Here is a 16,401-nt window from a genome sequence, read left to right as displayed (position 1 = left end):
TAGAAATCATAGAACAAGTAGACGCTACATTAGAAGTTACAGGAGGCGAAACCGAAATTAAGCACCTACCGAAAAGGGGTTCACAGAGAAAGGCGAGAAAGAAATAATCAAAGATTTTAATTTTTTTTTAAGGCTCAAAGGTTCGCAGTTAGGACTTTAGGAATGAAAATTTAATAACTTAAGCGATTGCTCGTTACCAGGCTCTGCCTGGTAATGCAGATCCGGAGGCAGAGCCTCCGTTTGATCTGGCAACTTACAGGAGAGAAGACTGTAGGAGGTGTTTAAGTTATTAAGTTTTCGATCCTTAGTCCGCCTTCAAGAAAAACTGAATTCCGAACGATCGAACCTTTGATACTTTATTATGGGTTGGGATTTTGCAAAATTTCTCTAATTCTTTTCCGAAATAGACGCACGGCGGATCTTTGTCCGATCGCCCTGCTTTGTTCAATGAATGCGGGTATTTCTGCGATCTGTAAAAATGGAAAAGCTAAACGTAAGAAGAGCTTGACATACATCCGCTATCTACGATATATTTATGTTATATTGAGTATTTTACCGCAACTGCGATATAATTCTAAGTTAAACATAAAAAAATATCTGAGTAGTCTATGCTTGGAAAATAGTAAGATATTAAGCTCAGTCGTATTAGGAGGCTATTCATGAATAAGAGTTATGTTATATGGAACAACAAGGGTGGTGTTGGTAAGAGCACTATTACCTTCCACATTGCATCTATGTATGCCGAGAAGAATCAAGATCGAAATGTGGTGGTCATAGATATGTGCCCACAAGCAAATTCGTCAATGATGTTGATGGGAGGTGGTACTGAGGCAGAATCTCGTCTCCAGGAACTAATTATTGGAGATGTACCTAAAACAGTTGTGGGCTATTTGACGGATAGTGTGTTAAAAAATGACACCAGTGATATAGATAAGTATTTGCTTAAATTACAAGAAAGTAATCCAAAGCTACCGTCAAACCTTTTTCTGATGTCTGGCGATGGAAACCTTGAGTTAATTGCACCCTTGTTGGCAGAAAGAGCTGATGCAGCACCATTGTCAACTACGGATTCTCCGTGGGTAGAAATACATTCAATCATTAAAAAGTTTACACAGCGCACTATACTGGACAAACCAACAACATTTTTTATCGACACCAATCCCAGCTTCTCAATTTATACACAGATTGCAATCCTCTCAGGTCAAAAATTGTTGGTGCCTATCAATGCTGACGACTCATCGATTTATGCCATATCGGGATTGTTTAACTTAATATGGGGTACTGAGAAGAGCCATCCAGTGTATGGAAGGTACACTTTTGCAGGTAAAGTTGATACTTATAAGATGGAGAGACCCAAAATCGCACTTCTACTAGGAAATAGATTTACTCAGAAAATGGGTGCTGCACACGCATTCAAAGCACTGTCACAAGAAGCAGTGAAGAAAATGTTTTCGGAGTATAAGCAAAATAAAAATCGTTTTGTTGACAACGAACTAAATATTGATACTCAAGAGCAATTTGAAGAGGCTTATAGTTGCGAATTGAGAGATTTTAATAGTGCTGGCGTAGTAGCAGCTAATCAAGGGCTACCATTAAGTCAAATGCTAGATCAAGGTCGTTACAAAGTTTATGAAGAAGAAATCCAAGTTTCTAAACTACAACGAGATTTATGTCACCAGGTGATTGAAAAACTGGTTGCCAAACTATGAAACTCTGGTTAACTCTTTGAGGTTACGGATTTGTAGGGTTGCATATCATTGGTGTGAACTTAAGGACTGTTGCGGCGTGCGATCGCCTGATTGAGGGCGATCGTTCTTGACCTCTACCACGCCAGATTAAGCAGACATCACACTTGTGAAAGTGGGGTAACAATCAGATAAACTATGAGAGCGTGTCGAATCATTATGCAATTTTTAAAATAACCTTTGACTAGCGGATAATTTGCTCTTGTTTAGGATGAGAAGAAGTTACTATTTGCCCTTTTATATTGAAATTCCTCTATCCGATTTTTGGATTAACTTTTTTTCAGCCATCAAGTATTCCGGTATCCATAATCTATCGCATTTTCGCAAAAATCCTCAACAGTTAAGCGAAAAAAAAACCTCGCCACTGGCCAATTTTTCCTCCGCAGCATCGCCCGCAGCCAAATTTTGACAATTATCTAGGGCGATCGGTAAAATTACAGGTGCGATGGCTACGCCCCGGCTTGCGCCTACGAACTATTGTCACCAACATTAAATCCTTCAGTCATCAGCAGTTCCCCAAAATACGCATAATTGTTGAGAATATTGCACAATAGATAAAAATGTAAATATATAGCACCTACGTCTTTTTACCGCCGATGAATAGCAGATTTCTCGATCGACTCCACCACCCCTCGCGCCCCGTCATCGTCTTCGACGGCGCAATGGGAACCAACCTGCAAGTCCAAAACCTCACCGCAGAAGACTTCGGCGGCAAAGAATACGAAGGCTGCAACGAATATCTCGTGCACACCAAACCGGAAGCCGTCGCCACCGTGCACAGGGGATTCCTCGAAGCAGGCGCTGATGTCATCGAAACAGACACCTTCGGCGCTGCTTCCATCGTGCTCGCCGAGTACGATTTAGCAGACAAAGCATATTATCTCAACAAAACAGCGGCAGAACTCGCCAAGGGAATCGCCGCCGAATTTGACACGCCAGAAAAACCGAGATTTGTCGCAGGATCGATCGGGCCTGGCACCAAATTGCCAACATTAGGACACATCGATTTCGACACGCTAACCGCCGCTTTTACCGAACAAGCCGAAGGACTTTATGACGGCGGCGCAGACTTATTTCTTGTCGAAACTTGTCAAGACGTACTGCAAATTAAATCAGCATTAAATGCTATTGAAGAAGTATTTAAGAAAAAAGGCGCGCGGATTCCATTAATGGTATCAATCACAATGGAAGCCACCGGCACGATGCTAGTCGGTTCCGACATCAGCGCCGCCCTCGCCATTTTGCAGCCCTATCCCATAGATATTTTAGGATTAAACTGCGCCACCGGGCCCGATCGCATGGCCGAACACGTCAAATACCTTTCCGAACATTCGCCCTTTGTAATTTCCTGCATTCCCAACGCCGGTTTACCCGAAAACATCGGCGGCCACGCGCACTACAAACTCACGCCAATAGAATTAAAAATGGCCTTGATGCGCTTCGTCGAAGACCTAGGCGTGCAAGTCATCGGCGGCTGCTGCGGCACCCGCTACGATCACATCCAACAACTATCAGAAATTGGCGAAACTCTCACACCCAAAATTCGCGAATTTTCTTGGGAACCGGCCGCCGCTTCAATTTACAGCGCCCAACCCTACGAACAAGAAAATTCATTCTTAATTGTCGGCGAAAAACTCAACGCCAGCGGTTCCAAAAAATGCCGCGATTTGCTGAATGCCGAAGATTGGGACGGTTTAGTAGCAATGGCTAGGGAACAAGTGCGAGAAGGCGCCCACGTTCTGGATGTCAACGTTGATTATGTCGGGCGCGACGGCGTGCGCGACATGAAACAATTAGTTTCCCGCGTGGTGACTAATGCAAATCTGCCCTTAATGTTGGATTCCACCGAATGGGAAAAAATGGAAGCGGGGTTAAAAGTTGCGGGCGGGAAATGTTTGCTGAATTCTACTAACTATGAAGACGGAGAACCGCGCTTTTATCAAGTTTTGGAGTTGGCAAAAAAATACGGTGCAGGGATAGTAATTGGGACGATTGATGAAGATGGGATGGCCAGAACTGCTGACCAAAAATTTGCGATCGCCCAGCGCGCCTACAACGCCGCCGTCGCCTACGGAATTCCCGCCGAGGAAATCTTTTTTGATACCCTAGCATTGCCAATTTCCACCGGGATTGAAGAAGACCGAAAAAACGGCAAAGCTACTATCGAATCGATCCGCCGCATCCGCCAAGAATTGCCCGGTTGTCACGTAATTTTGGGAGTTTCTAATATTTCCTTCGGTTTGAATCCGGCGGCGCGGCAAGTTTTGAATTCCATGTTTTTGCACGAAGCGATGCAGGCGGGGATGGATTCGGCTATTATCAGCGCTAACAAGATTTTGCCGATCGCCAAAATCGACCCCAAACACCAAGAAATCTGCCGTAAACTGATTTACGACGAGAGGGAGTTCGACGGCGATATTTGCGTTTACGACCCCTTGGGCGACCTGACAACGGTGTTTGCTGGCAAAACTACCAAGCGCGATCGGACAGAAGACGCAAACCTCCCCGTAGAAGAACGGCTGAAGCAGCACATCATCGACGGCGAACGAATTGGACTCGACATCCAACTCGCCAAAGCCTTAGAAACCTATCCGCCCCTGCAAATCATCAATACCTTCTTGCTAGACGGGATGAAAGTAGTAGGAGAATTGTTTGGTTCGGGACAAATGCAGCTACCGTTTGTATTGCAGTCAGCAGAAACTATGAAAGCGGCAGTCGCCTATTTAGAACCGTACATGGAAAAGTCAGAATCCGGGGATAATGCCAAAGGTACATTCCTGATTGCGACTGTTAAAGGCGACGTTCACGACATCGGCAAAAACTTGGTTGATATTATCTTATCAAACAACGGCTACCGAGTGATCAACTTGGGAATAAAACAGCCAGTTGACAAGATAATCGAAGCCTACGAAAAGCACAAAGCCGACTGTATTGCCATGAGCGGTTTGCTGGTGAAATCAACTGCATTCATGAAAGAAAATCTGGAAGCATTCAACCAGAAAGGAATCACCGTTCCCGTAATTTTGGGCGGTGCGGCTTTGACTCCCAAGTTTGTGCATGAAGATTGCCAAAATACGTATAAAGGTAAAGTCATTTACGGCAAAGATGCGTTTTCTGACTTGCATTTTATGGAGAAACTCATGCCAGCCAAATCTGCTGGTAACTGGGAAGATTTGCAAGGATTTTTAGATGAAGTAGGGCAAGAAAATAAGGCGGTGAAAGTAGCTAAAATTTCGGCAGAAACTGCTGTAGAAGATGCTGGAAAAGCAGATGTTCCGGTGGTGATTGATACTAGGCGTTCCGAAGCGGTTGCTGCAGATATCGATCGCCCTAATCCTCCTTTCTGGGGAACAAAAGTGTTGCAGGGAGAAGAAATACCCTTTGAGGAGATTTTCTGGCACTTAGATTTGCAAGCATTAGTGGCGGGACAGTGGCAGTTCCGCAAGCCCAAAGACCAATCGCGGGAAGAATACGATGTTTTTTTGGCGGAGAAAGTTTATCCGATATTGGAGGAATGGAAACACAAAATTATTGCCGAAAAGTTACTGCATCCCCAAGCAATTTACGGATATTTTCCCTGTCAATCTGAAGGCAATTCTTTGTATGTGTACGATCCGGAAATTATGAAGGGCGGGCAAGATGCCCACCCCACAACAGAAAATAGTGGCACAGGCATCTTGCCTGTGGCTGCAACATTAACGTTTCCCCGCCAAAAATCGGCGCGCCGGCTGTGTATTGCCGACTTTTTCGCGCCGAAAGAATCGGGTAAAATCGATGTATTTCCGATGCAAGTAGCGACGGTGGGAGAAGTTGCTACGGAGTACGCGCAAAAGCTGTTTGCTAACAATCAATATACCGATTATCTCTACTTCCACGGGTTGGCGGTACAGACTGCCGAAGCGGTAGCAGAATGGACTCACGCGCGGATTCGCCGGGAATTGGGCTTTGGTAGCGAAGAACCGGATAATATTCGGGATATGCTAGCGCAGAGATATCGGGGTTCGCGCTACAGTTTCGGCTATCCTGCTTGTCCGAATATGGCGGATCAGTACAAGCAGTTGGATTTGTTGAAGTGCGATCGGATAAACTTGTACATGGATGAAAGCGAGCAGCTTTATCCAGAACAATCCACCACTGCAATTATCACCTATCACCCAGCGGCTAAATACTTTACCGCCTAATTTGTAGGGTGAGGAATGCCCAAATTATACTCGTTACTCGTTCCCAGGCTCTGCCTGGGAACGCAGATAGGCGAGGCTCTGCCTCCTCTAAAAAATTACTCGTATTACTCGTTCCTAGGCTCTGCCTGGAAACGCAGATAGGCGAGGCTCTGCCTCCTCTTTACTCGTTCCTAGGCTCTGCCTAGGAACGCAGATCAGGAGGCTCTGCCTCCTCTAAAAAACTGAGAGGCAGAGCCTCAAGAAATGCGTTCCCAGGTAGAACCTCCTACAGTCCTCTCTCCTGTAAGTGGCCTTTTTTACTCGTTCCCAGGCTCTGCCTGGAAACGCAGATAGGCGAGGCTCTGCCTCCTCTAAAAAACTGAGAGGCAGAGCCTCAAGAAATGCGTTCCCAGGTAGAACCTGGAAACGATAAAATTCACCCTGCTTCTTAAGGTGAATTTTGGGGGTTCTAGACTCAGCTACAAGCGACATTTATTATGGATTTCAGTGTTAAGAATCGAAAACTTAATAACTTAAACACCTCCTACAGTCCTCTCTCTTGTACGTTGCCTTCCTCAAAGGAGGCAGAGCCTCCGGATATGCATTACCAGGCAGAGCCTGGTAACGAGCAAACAGTCCTCTCTCCTGTAAGTTGCCATATCAAAGGAGGCAGAGCCTCCGGATATGCATTACCAGGCAGAGCCTGGGAACGAGCAACTATAACCGACATTTATTATGGATTTCAGTGTTAAGTTGTCACCAACGGGTAGAGCCTGGGAAGAAGAAATGCCCGATGCCCGATTCCCAATTCCCGAACTCCGTCTTACGAGTAACTCCGGGGAGTGCGCGCGCCTGCTGATGCTCCTGCCATCGAAGCAACTAAACCCAATAGCGAGCCGAACAAAAATGACCAACCTGCTTTGGCGGCATTGTCTGCAATATTGCGAGTATCTTGAGCAGATACGTTAGGCGCTTGGTTCGGCAGATTTACCCCGCTTTGCTGCGCTTGATTGATCGCTTCTCCGGCATTCGCAGCTACTATGCCAAAAGTACCGGCTACGCCGTTTGCTAACAGCCAAGATCCAATTGTTAAGGTTGTTGCCCACAAAATTGCTCCGTTCAAAAGTGCGGTGCTGCGGTTCATCGGGCCGCAAGCGCGAGCAGTTACCCAGCCGCCGACGCCCAAGCTAATTAGCAAACTGATAATCGACCAAATTCCGATTCCGGTACCCACGCTGCCGGCGATAGTGCGCGGTGCTCCTGAGTTAGCAATGTTGCTCAAGCCGATCGCAGCGCCCAATGCACTTAAAGCTAGCTGGGTGGCGATCGCAATTACCAAACCTGAAAATATCGGGCCCCACCGCACTCGATCGTGGTATTCCATCACTGAATTCACCACTACGGGTTCGGCAACAACGTTATCGGCTGGTCTATTTACATATGACATAGGTTTTTCTTTCCTCTGAGAGTAGCTTTAATTTTTAACAATCTTTCCCTTGAGTATTAATCGTGGCTGAGATTGATAGAAAATATATCTGCCTGGGGAAATAACCAGCATCTATGTCTTAAGAAGGAAATAAAAAAGTCATCATATCAATTCCGGTTGCACTCCTCATGACTGTTGAGAGTTGACTGGTGACTGTTGAGAGTTGACTGGTGACTGTTGAGAGTTGACTGTTGACGGGCGGGGCGAAAAACTGAATGGTTGAGTGTTAACTGTTGACTCGATTTTATTATTCCGATGCAACCGGAAACGATATCAGCCGTCAGTCAGAAGCTATTAGCTAATGACTGATGACTGATGACGAATGACTAATGACTATTTTATCCAGTTAAAAAAGTTCGCGGATGTATAGAGGTAAGACAGCTTAACGCAATCTTACAGCCGTTCCGACGGCAGTAATCAGCAGCAAAGCTCCCGAAGAGTCTACATTAATCGTGCCGGTATCAACTTCCACCCCGATTACGGCATTGGCACCCAGGCGCGCGGCTCGTTTTTCTAGTTCGGCGAGGGCGTCTCGCTGTCCCTTGAGAAACACTTCTTCGTAACTCCCGGTGCGCCCGCCGATGATGTCGCGAATCCCGGCGAAGAAATCTCGCAGGGCGTTGGTGCCGTAGACCACCTCAGCAGTTACAATTCCCAAGTAAGATTGAATTTCTGCTCCTTGAATGATATCAGTTGTTGTTACAATCATCAGTTGGCCTCAATCGCGAAAATTTTGAGTTGGTGTTGTTCTGTAGATTTACTACATCTCGCCGTTCAAAGATTCCAGCCAAACTCTAAGCTGCGTCGATTTGAGATTGGGGCCTTGAAGATTGGAGAATTGACTTGCAGCTCCGTGAATCTGGGAGGTTGAACAGGGTTCTAAAATTTTGGGATCTGCCCTGACGCGAACGTCGGGGGCTGGTGTCCGTTTTTGGCAAGTCGGCGATGGCAAGCTGACGCCAACTAGCTCTTTCATTTCACACACTTTTTGAAACAAATGGCCGTTTACAAACAAAGTCTCTTGGTATTCAGTACGCTCTTAGTAGCAGGATTCGCTGTCGCAGTGCCGCATCGGGCACTCTCAGCAGAAACATCTGTTCAAGTTCAACCTAAAAACGATCCAAATTTAGACGATCTGCTGCGAAAAGGGCGCGAGTTGGTAGATTTAGGAGACTACGGTAAGGCGATCGCCGTTTATCAGCAAGCCGCGCGTTTAGATGCCGAAAACCCGCGCATTTTTTCCGGTATTGCCTATTTAGAAGCGCGTCAAGGCAACTATCAAGCCTCTGTAGAATTTTACCAGCAGGCGATCGGTCTGGAACCGAAAAATGCTGACTTTCAATACGCATTGGGATACGCTATGGCGAATTTGCAAAACTATCCAGCAGCAGCAGCAGCTTACCGCCGCGCCGCTGTGCTCGACCGCAAAAATGTCAACGCCCGCATCGGTCTGGGAGTGGTACTTTTTCAGCAAAAAGATTACAGCGGTGCATTTAAAGCATACCAAGAGGCGATCGCCCTCGATCCGAAAAGTTGGCAAGCTTATTCTTCAATGGGTTTAATATTGATCCAGCAGGGAAATTTTGCCAGTGCAGTTACTGTGCTCGAAGAAGCAGCTAAACTCGCTCCCAAACAAGCCAGCGTCCAGTTAAAATTAGGTACTGCTTTCCTGCGGGGCGGCAACACTTCCGACGGGCTGGCAGCTTTTGAAGAAGCTGCCAAACTAGAGCCTAAAAATCCCGAAGTGCAAGTAGAAATTGGCGAACTTCTCAAATCTCAAAACGATTTAGACGGAGCGCTTTTAGCTTACGGGCGGGCGATTGCGGTGCGACCTAATTTAGTGGAAGCGTATAATGCGATCGGAGAAATCCAACTAGAAAAACAAGATTTTTTAGCAGCGATTATCACTTTTCGGCGAGTGATTCAGCTCGATCCAGACCGGGCAGAAGCTTATTACAATATGGGTAAAGCATTCAAAGCGCGCGATCGCAAATCCGAAGCAAGTCAAGCTTTCCAACAAGCCCTCGACACTTACCGCCAGCAAGGCAACAATGATGGCGCACAAAAATCCGAGGCTGCACTCCAAGAACTGAAATAATATTTCTCCATGTACTAACTAGGAACTAGGAATTGGGAATTGTCAATGGGTAATTGGGAATAAGATACCCTAGGGTGCGCCGCCATCCCCCGCCTGCGAATTAGATAAAAAATCTCGTAGCGCGGCGCACCCTACAACTTATTCCCGACCAAGACTTTATCGCGATCGCTGCGGCGAGCGAGGATTTGTTTCAGCAGTCGATCGAATTCGGGTTTGTCTGGCAGAGCAAGCCCTAGTTAAGATTTTTTACAGGCATATAAATGAGGAATTGTGTGATATAATGCCGGGGTAAGTTGGCAGGGCGATCGAGCGGTTCATTCAAAAGGAAATAAGAGCGATCGCACAGCAGCACTTGATAAAAACTCCATCTTTTGTAAGATGTTAAACCAGCTTGATGAAGATGAATCTATTTCTATTGATAGAGTCTGTCAAGTTATTAACATTTGTAAAATAAGCAAAATATCCTATCCCCCGAGCTTCATCTATGCAAACCTATGATGTGATTATCATCGGAGCCGGTCACAACGGACTGGTCTGCGCGTCTTATCTCCTCAAAGCCGGATATACAGTTTTACTGTTAGAAAAACGTTCGGTTCCCGGCGGCGCAGCCACTACCGAAGCGGCAATTCCCGAATTACCCGATTTTAAATTCAATTTGTGCGCGATCGACCACGAATTTATCCATCTAGGGCCAGTTGTAGAAGAATTAGAACTGGAGAAATACGGTTTAGAATATCTTTACTGCGATCCAGTGGTTTTTTGTCCGCATCCAGACGGCAAATATTTCTTAGCACACACTTCCGTCGAAAAAACTTGTGCAGAAATTGCCCGCTACAACGAGCGCGACGCGAAAAAATATGCCGAATATACAGACTTTTGGCAGCGCGCTTTAGGTGCAATGGTGCCGATGTTCAACGCGCCGCCAAAATCGATCGTAGATATTGCCGGCAACTACGATATTGCCAAACTCAAAGACTTATTTTCAGTCATCGGTTCCCCCGACAAAACGCTGGACTTTATTCGCACGATGATTACCAGCGCTGAGGACATTCTCAACGAGTGGTTCGATGAGGAATTTTTGAAAGCACCCTTAGCGAGACTCGCCTCTGAATTGGGCGCGCCTCCTTCGCAAAAAACTCTTGCTGTAGGCGCAATTATGCTGGCAATGCGCCACAATCCCGGCATGGCGAGGCCTCGCGGGGGAACGGGGGCATTGGTGCAAGCGCTGGTCAATTTAGTGAAAACCTATGCGGGTGTTATACTTACCGACCAGCACGTTGAGAAAATATTAGTTGATAGCGGCCGCGCTGTCGGTGTTCGAGTTGCTGGCGGCACAGAATATCGAGCTACCAAAGCTGTCATTTCTAATATTGATGCGAAGCGTTTGTTTCTGCATTTAATGGATGACAGCGATGTTGACAGTGCCGATCCGAATTTGCGGGAAAGATTGGAGCGCAAAATTGTTAACAACAACGAGACAATTCTGAAAATAGATTTAGCTCTGAATGAAGTACCGAAGTTCGATCGCTGGAACCATCGCGATGAATATTTAATGGGTTCAGTTTTAATTGCTGACTCGGTGAAACACGTGGAAATTGCCCACAACGAACCTGGGATCGGCAAAATCCCCGATTCCGATCCGTCCATGTATGTCGTGTTTCCCACCGTAAGAGACCCGTCAATGGCTCCTCCGGGACACCATACGGCTTGGATTGAATTTTTTGCTCCTTACCAAATCGAAAATGCTGAGGGAACCGGTCAGCACGGTACGGGTTGGACGGACGATCTGAAAAACAAAGTTGCCGATCGCTGCATTGATAAATTAGCAGAATACGCGCCGAATATCAAGAATTCAATTATCGGCCGCCGCGTGGAAAGTCCGGCAGAATTGGGAGAGCGTTTGGGAGCGTTGAAGGGGAATTATTACCACGTTGACATGACGCTGGATCAGATGATATTTTTCCGCCCGTTACCGGAGTTGGCGAATTACAAAACGCCGATCGACGGTTTGTTCCTCACGGGGGCGGGTACGCACCCCGGCGGCTCGATTTCGGGGATGCCCGGACGCAATACGGCTCGCGTTTTCATGCACTCGCAGCAGCCGATCGCGCAGACTTTGGCTGATGCGGCTAATTCTCTGAAATCGAAGGCTAAGTCGGTGTTTCGGAGTAATGAGAAGTAAGATTTTTTAACCGCAGATGAACGCAAAGAAACGCAGATGAATTACATCTGCGTTTCTTTGTACTGATTTATCAATGTGCGAGGGCGAGAATTTTTTCTGGTTGATTTCCTGTGAAGGGAAAACGATTTGCGATCGACCTCAATACCCTTTCTAAATCTGGAGCATCTTTTGCCAATGTTGGCTGCTCCTCCCGTTCGGTCAAATCTGTTAAAATATTCAGGATGATCGTTGCTAAATGTTCATCAGCATTATCCAACAAAGTCAATAGCTTCTCGATATCTTCTTTCGCGCCCAACCAGTACCTCGCTCCCAGCAATTCAGCTTTTACTGATAAAGGAAGCTCTAATTTTAGATACTCTTCCAGTTTTGGCAATAGCTGCGGCGTACCTAAAAGCCCGATTGAATTAGCAGCATACCCTCTAACTGCTTTATCTTCATCAACATCAAGCAGTGAAAGCTCCAGAGTTTCTATAGCTGATGGTTCTTCTAAATATCCAAGAGTTTCTGCTGCTGATGCGCGAACCAGTGCTGAAGGATCATGTCTGAGAATATATTCTATCGGTACAACCGCAGGACTATAACCAAGTGATCCCAAAGCCTCCACGGCTTCAGACCTAACCAGTTCTTCTGGATCGTTTAGCAAAGGTATTAATGCAGAACCAACCGTCTCTACTTCTTCTATTCCTAGATAACCCAATGCTTCTGCTGCATGAGATCGAATTAATTCATCCGCGGACTTTAACAATCTTAATATCTTCGGTACAGCCTCATAAACTTCTGCATCTACAAGCTGTATCAGTGCTTCTGTTTGCAGGGCATAATCATCAGAATCGCAATAATCTAGCAGTGCTTCAGTTGTCAGCGTATTCATGATTTTTTGGAGCCTCTTAGTTTTGCTTTTGTAGTGCGAACGCGGACGAGCGCTCTCGTAAAAAAAAACTTTTTACCAAGTGAGATTCTTCGTAATTTTGCAGCGACACTTCATTTTTTATAAGCTTATCTCTTTTTCTTATTCCTCTTTTTCTTATTGCCACTGCGTCGGCTTCTCCTGTCATCAAATGCTTTCTGGGTAGTTTGTATCTTATCTAATTCTACCTTATCCTGATTTTGTCTAGCTTGCTCTTTCAGGATTTTGAGTGCTGTAACCATATTTGGTGCTTCACCTGCCTGAATCAGTTGGTGAGCTTTTTGTACGACACCCGTATCCGCGACGTTACCTTCAGAAGTCATATTTCTTTTGAATCATATTGTTCTCGTGAAACTAATATTAAGGAAAATGCCGATCACCCATCAAAACATCCTCAAAGTTAGGGCGAGCGACTAACTTCGATTGTAGCATAACGGGCGAATTCCTAATTACTGCGCCAGTATTGATTCTGCTTGATGGCGCATCAGGGGAAAACTCAGGGCGATCGCACTTAACACCTTCTCTAAATCAGGAGCATCTTTCGCCAATGCTGGCGGCTCCTCTCGTTCCGTCAAATCTGTTAAAATAATCAAAATATGACTTGCCAAATCTTCATCAGCATTATCCAACAAACTCACTAGCTTCCCAATATCTTCTTTCGCACCCAACCAGTACCTTGCACCCATTAACTCAGCTTTTACTGATAAAGGAAGTTCCGAGTTTAGATAGTTTTCAAGTTTTGGCAATAGCTGCGGCGTACCTAAAAGCCCGATCGAGTTAGCAGCATAGCATCGAACTGCTTCATCTTCATTAGTATCGAGCAGTGAAATTTCCAGAGTTTCTATAGCTGATGCTTCTTCTAAATACCCAAGAGTTTCGGCTGCTGATGCGCGAACCAGTGCTGAAGGGTCATTTCTTAAGATATATTCTATTGGTACAACTGCAGGAGTATAATCAATATCTCCAAGGGCCTCCACGGCTTCAGACCTAACCAGTTCTTCTTCATCGTCCAGCAAGGTGATTAACGCAGGCCCAACCGTCTCTACTTCCTCACTTCCCAGATAACCCAATGCCGCTGCTGCATCAGCTCGAACCGATGAATTGGGTGACTTTATTAATTGTACTATCTTCGGTACAGCTTCATAAACTTCTGCATCAACAAGCTTAAGAAGTGCTTTTGTTTGCAGGGAGTAATTATCCGAATCGCAATCATCTAGCAGTGTTTTAGTCATATTATCGATCATTTTTATTTCTTCCTCTCCATTGAGTTTCTTGCGGTTTGAATGAACTAAAATCTTTGCTTCTTCTTTTTCTTTTGTTTACCACTGTGACGGCTGTGTCGGGCTTTAGAAGCTTTCTGAGTCCTTCTAATTTTCCTCCTCTCTTTTTGATTCTGCTCTTCTATAGCTTGATATTCGAGAATTTTCAGTGCTGTAGCCATATCTGGAGCTAAACCTGCTCGGATCAGTTGGTTAGCTTTTTCTACGATGCCTGTATCCCCAATGTTGCCTTCTGATGTCATAACCTATCGTTATTTTGTTTAATCAGAAATAAATATATACTACTTTTGCAATGCTGGTGAACTGACTGTAGGGCATGGTTATTTGGGAGAGTTGCTTGGGCTGGGATCGCCTGCGGATGCCCGGGTTCTCGCCCTTGATGCCTAATATTATCATAAATTCATCCTTTGTGCAGATGGAAATTATGCCTGAAAATAGAGAAACTCAGATTAGCGTTACCCTATTTTTAGCGATGACAAACCGAGTTTTGATTGTCGGCGGCAGGGGCAGAATTGGCAGCAGCGTTGCCCAAGACCTTGTTACCCCTACCGACGCAGAAATTACTGTTACCGGACGCGACCCTAATGGCTCTCTTCCACCAGAGTTGCCGCCGAACCGATCGCGCTATTTAGCTTTAAATTTAGCAGATAGCGCAGCTTTGCACCAAGCTGTTTCATCTTCTAACCTGGTAGTCCACAGTGCAGGGCCTTTTCACTACCGAGACGCTAGCGTATTGAAAACTTGCATCGAAGCTGGTGTTAATTATACCGATGTCAGCGACAGCCGCAGTTTTACTCGCAGAGCTTTAGAATTGCGCGAAACAGCTAAAAATGCTGGAATTACTGCGATCGTCAATACGGGAATTTTTCCGGGAGTTTCTAACAGCATGGTACGCCGGGATGTCGAGCAATTAGATGCGGCAGAACACATCCATTTGAGTTACGTGGTCGGCGGTTCTGGCGGTGCTGGAGTCACGGTGATGCGGACTACTTTCTTAGGTTTGCAAACTCCTTTTGAGGTTTTGATTGATGGCAAAATGCAGGAAATCAAGCCATACACCGATCGCGAAACGATAGAATTTCCCGAACCCTACGGCAAAACAGGGGTTTACTGGTTCGATATGCCGGAAGCAATTACTTTGCCGGAAACTTTCCCGGTGAAAACAGTTATTACTAAATTCGGCACGTCTCCAGACCTTTACAATCACCTGACTTGGTTTGTTGCCAAATACTGGCCCGCTAGCTGGCTGAAAAATCCTTCGGTGATTGAGTTTTTGTCCTATGTCAGCTACGGGATGACGGCTGTTAGCAATAATTTTAGCGGTGTTGGCGTGGCAGTGCGATCGCAAGTGACCGGCATCAAAAACGGCAAACCGGCTAAAGTTCGATCGACAGCGGTACACCCAAATGCTGCTACAGCTACGGGCATCGGTACTGGCAGCATCGCTCAATTGATGTTGGAAGGCAAACTGGCAAAACCAGGCGTTTGGTCGGTAGAGCAAGCTCTTTCTACCGAACTATTTGAACAAGCTATACAAAGCCGAAATCTCAACATAGAGCAGGTTGTTTTGTAGTTAGAGCGAGTTTTTACAGCTAGTTTAGATGTTTGGTAAATAAGCTTGTTTGACGAACTGTTTTTCACGCGAAAAAGAACAGCCAGGACTGCTGTTTCATAAAGCAAGAGAAGAGAAGATATAGCATTTCTAGCTCTGGTATGAGGTGCCGCTGGCCCGCGCCGGACTCCGCGGGCATACCTCACAACGCGATCGAACCGCTATAACACAAGAGAAGAGAAAAAAAGAGTAAGGGTTCGCAATTTATGGAAAAACCGCTATATGGGGTTTTTTTCAGGAATTGCGATCGCCCTTTATACCAATTCTGGCTTTAATATGCTCAGTCGGCACAGGCGGACAAAAGTTTGACTGCAGACGCGGTTCCAACGGCCGACTCTTATCTAATCTATCTTTTGGTAGAAGTAATTTTAACGAGCAGGGGCTTAATATATTCGACATCACCAGAAACATCCTTTTTGGCTCGATCGACAGATGGTAGCTGCAACCAAGATTGCGCCTCAACCAAAGTTCTTGACGCGCGATCGCACTGAAGGGGCGACAACCACCATAATTTTTGCGAAAAATACGAGGAGACGTTGATATGAAGCGGGTTTTAAAAGCTTTCGGGCAAACATTGAGTCAAAGCATTTTGCTGATCTGTACGCTGGCTTTCATTGGTTTAGCAGGTATAGCGGTAGCACCCAATCAGGCGGCTTACGCAGCAGGTCAATACAGCAGTCAGGCGCAGCAGTCAGGTAAAATTACAGACCCCGCAGAAAGTTTTGAGGATCTCAATCCCCAAGCAGCTTACGAAGATCTCGTCAACACAGCTCAAAATCCTGCCAATGTCGAGAAGGTTTACGACGAAAGTTTAAAGGAATACAACGAAGAACACCCGCAAGAAAACATCGTTCAAAAAGCTGAAGAGCTGATCGAAAAGGTCACGGGTCAATAATAGACTTCTTGCAAAAATAGTTAGGACGATGCTCAA

14 protein-coding genes are annotated in these 16,401 nt (G+C 45.7%); 6 read left to right on the top strand and 8 right to left on the bottom strand.

What is annotated here, in order from left to right:
* The first annotated feature begins 659 nt into the window (after nt 1-659).
* Together WBA89_RS14875 and metH are read left to right on the top strand one after the other, a co-directional pair.
* The gene (locus WBA89_RS14875; protein WP_333195990.1) at nt 660-1,709 is read left to right on the top strand and encodes a ParA family protein; all 1,050 of its coding nucleotides are present in this window, start codon (nt 660-662) and stop codon (nt 1,707-1,709) included.
* 632 nt (nt 1,710-2,341) lie between these two features.
* Nucleotides 2,342-5,926 (top strand): methionine synthase, encoded by a 3,585-nt coding sequence (metH, locus tag WBA89_RS14870; RefSeq protein ID WP_424407664.1) that lies wholly within the window; start codon nt 2,342-2,344, stop codon nt 5,924-5,926.
* Between the two features lie 802 nt (nt 5,927-6,728).
* On the opposite strand, the gene WBA89_RS14865 is transcribed toward metH, so the two are convergent.
* From WBA89_RS14865 to WBA89_RS14855, 3 genes are all read right to left on the bottom strand, one after another.
* On the bottom strand, nt 6,729-7,352 hold the full coding sequence (locus WBA89_RS14865) for a hypothetical protein (protein WP_424407662.1): 624 nt from the start codon (nt 7,350-7,352) through the stop codon (nt 6,729-6,731).
* 421 nt (nt 7,353-7,773) lie between these two features.
* Nucleotides 7,774-8,100 carry a YbjQ family protein gene (locus WBA89_RS14860; protein ID WP_424407660.1) on the bottom strand — a complete coding sequence of 109 codons (327 nt, stop codon included), beginning with the start codon at nt 8,098-8,100 and terminating at the stop codon, nt 7,774-7,776.
* 51 nt (nt 8,101-8,151) lie between these two features.
* Entirely contained in the window at nt 8,152-8,367 is a 216-nt protein-coding gene (locus WBA89_RS14855) for a hypothetical protein (RefSeq protein ID WP_424407658.1), read from the bottom strand.
* Between the two features lie 21 nt (nt 8,368-8,388).
* Between WBA89_RS14855 and WBA89_RS14850 the strand changes: the two genes are divergently transcribed.
* Nucleotides 8,389-9,489 carry a tetratricopeptide repeat protein gene (locus WBA89_RS14850; RefSeq protein WP_424407656.1) on the top strand — a complete coding sequence of 367 codons (1,101 nt, stop codon included), beginning with the start codon at nt 8,389-8,391 and terminating at the stop codon, nt 9,487-9,489.
* A 484-nt stretch (nt 9,490-9,973) separates the two neighbouring features.
* On the top strand, nt 9,974-11,671 hold the full coding sequence (gene crtO / locus WBA89_RS14845; protein ID WP_424407654.1) for a beta-carotene ketolase CrtO: 1,698 nt from the start codon (nt 9,974-9,976) through the stop codon (nt 11,669-11,671).
* Nucleotides 11,672-11,741: 70 nt separating this feature from the next.
* On the opposite strand, the gene WBA89_RS14840 is transcribed toward crtO, so the two are convergent.
* The 4 genes from WBA89_RS14840 to WBA89_RS14825 all read right to left on the bottom strand — a co-directional run bounded on the left by WBA89_RS14840 (nt 11,742) and on the right by WBA89_RS14825 (nt 14,100).
* Nucleotides 11,742-12,542, bottom strand: a complete 801-nt coding sequence (locus tag WBA89_RS14840; RefSeq protein WP_424407652.1) for a HEAT repeat domain-containing protein — start codon at nt 12,540-12,542, stop codon at nt 11,742-11,744.
* A 125-nt stretch (nt 12,543-12,667) separates the two neighbouring features.
* Nucleotides 12,668-12,901, bottom strand: coding sequence for a polymorphic toxin type 34 domain-containing protein (locus tag WBA89_RS14835; protein WP_424407650.1), 234 nt, complete (start codon nt 12,899-12,901; stop codon nt 12,668-12,670).
* 126 nt (nt 12,902-13,027) lie between these two features.
* Nucleotides 13,028-13,822, bottom strand: a complete 795-nt coding sequence (locus WBA89_RS14830) for a HEAT repeat domain-containing protein (RefSeq protein WP_424407648.1) — start codon at nt 13,820-13,822, stop codon at nt 13,028-13,030.
* Between the two features lie 44 nt (nt 13,823-13,866).
* Nucleotides 13,867-14,100, bottom strand: coding sequence for a polymorphic toxin type 34 domain-containing protein (locus tag WBA89_RS14825; RefSeq protein ID WP_424407646.1), 234 nt, complete (start codon nt 14,098-14,100; stop codon nt 13,867-13,869).
* Between the two features lie 230 nt (nt 14,101-14,330).
* Between WBA89_RS14825 and WBA89_RS14820 the strand changes: the two genes are divergently transcribed.
* Entirely contained in the window at nt 14,331-15,431 is a 1,101-nt protein-coding gene (locus WBA89_RS14820; RefSeq protein WP_424407667.1) for a saccharopine dehydrogenase family protein, read from the top strand.
* A gap of 385 nt (nt 15,432-15,816) precedes the next feature.
* Here WBA89_RS14820 and WBA89_RS14815 read toward each other — a convergent pair whose 3' ends face one another.
* Nucleotides 15,817-15,972: a hypothetical protein gene (locus tag WBA89_RS14815; protein ID WP_424407644.1), complete on the bottom strand. Its 156-nt coding sequence runs from the start codon at nt 15,970-15,972 to the stop codon at nt 15,817-15,819.
* A gap of 39 nt (nt 15,973-16,011) precedes the next feature.
* Between WBA89_RS14815 and WBA89_RS14810 the strand changes: the two genes are divergently transcribed.
* Complete coding sequence (locus WBA89_RS14810) at nt 16,012-16,365, top strand: hypothetical protein (RefSeq protein WP_424407642.1); 354 nt, start codon at nt 16,012-16,014, stop codon at nt 16,363-16,365.
* The last annotated feature ends 36 nt before the right edge of the window (nt 16,366-16,401 follow it).

It is taken from the genome of Microcoleus sp. (assembly GCF_049646505.1).
Lineage (GTDB): Bacteria > Cyanobacteriota > Cyanobacteriia > Cyanobacteriales > Microcoleaceae > Microcoleus.
The sequence above is the reverse complement of the archived record's forward strand: the minus strand, read 5'-3'. Positions and strand labels throughout refer to the sequence as shown.

Coding starts and splice junctions, on each gene's coding strand:
- WBA89_RS14850 (WP_424407656.1), top strand. CDS start 8,389: ATGGCCGTTTACAAACAAAGTCTCTTGGTATTCAGTACGCTCTTAGTA.
- WBA89_RS14860 (WP_424407660.1), bottom strand. CDS start 8,100: ATGATTGTAACAACAACTGATATCATTCAAGGAGCAGAAATTCAATCT.
- WBA89_RS14820 (WP_424407667.1), top strand. CDS start 14,331: ATGACAAACCGAGTTTTGATTGTCGGCGGCAGGGGCAGAATTGGCAGC.
- WBA89_RS14840 (WP_424407652.1), bottom strand. CDS start 12,542: ATGAATACGCTGACAACTGAAGCACTGCTAGATTATTGCGATTCTGAT.
- WBA89_RS14810 (WP_424407642.1), top strand. CDS start 16,012: ATGAAGCGGGTTTTAAAAGCTTTCGGGCAAACATTGAGTCAAAGCATT.
- WBA89_RS14825 (WP_424407646.1), bottom strand. CDS start 14,100: ATGACATCAGAAGGCAACATTGGGGATACAGGCATCGTAGAAAAAGCT.
- crtO (WP_424407654.1), top strand. CDS start 9,974: ATGCAAACCTATGATGTGATTATCATCGGAGCCGGTCACAACGGACTG.
- WBA89_RS14830 (WP_424407648.1), bottom strand. CDS start 13,822: ATGATCGATAATATGACTAAAACACTGCTAGATGATTGCGATTCGGAT.
- WBA89_RS14875 (WP_333195990.1), top strand. CDS start 660: ATGAATAAGAGTTATGTTATATGGAACAACAAGGGTGGTGTTGGTAAG.
- WBA89_RS14855 (WP_424407658.1), bottom strand. CDS start 8,367: ATGAAAGAGCTAGTTGGCGTCAGCTTGCCATCGCCGACTTGCCAAAAA.
- metH (WP_424407664.1), top strand. CDS start 2,342: ATGAATAGCAGATTTCTCGATCGACTCCACCACCCCTCGCGCCCCGTC.
- WBA89_RS14835 (WP_424407650.1), bottom strand. CDS start 12,901: ATGACTTCTGAAGGTAACGTCGCGGATACGGGTGTCGTACAAAAAGCT.
- WBA89_RS14865 (WP_424407662.1), bottom strand. CDS start 7,352: ATGTCATATGTAAATAGACCAGCCGATAACGTTGTTGCCGAACCCGTA.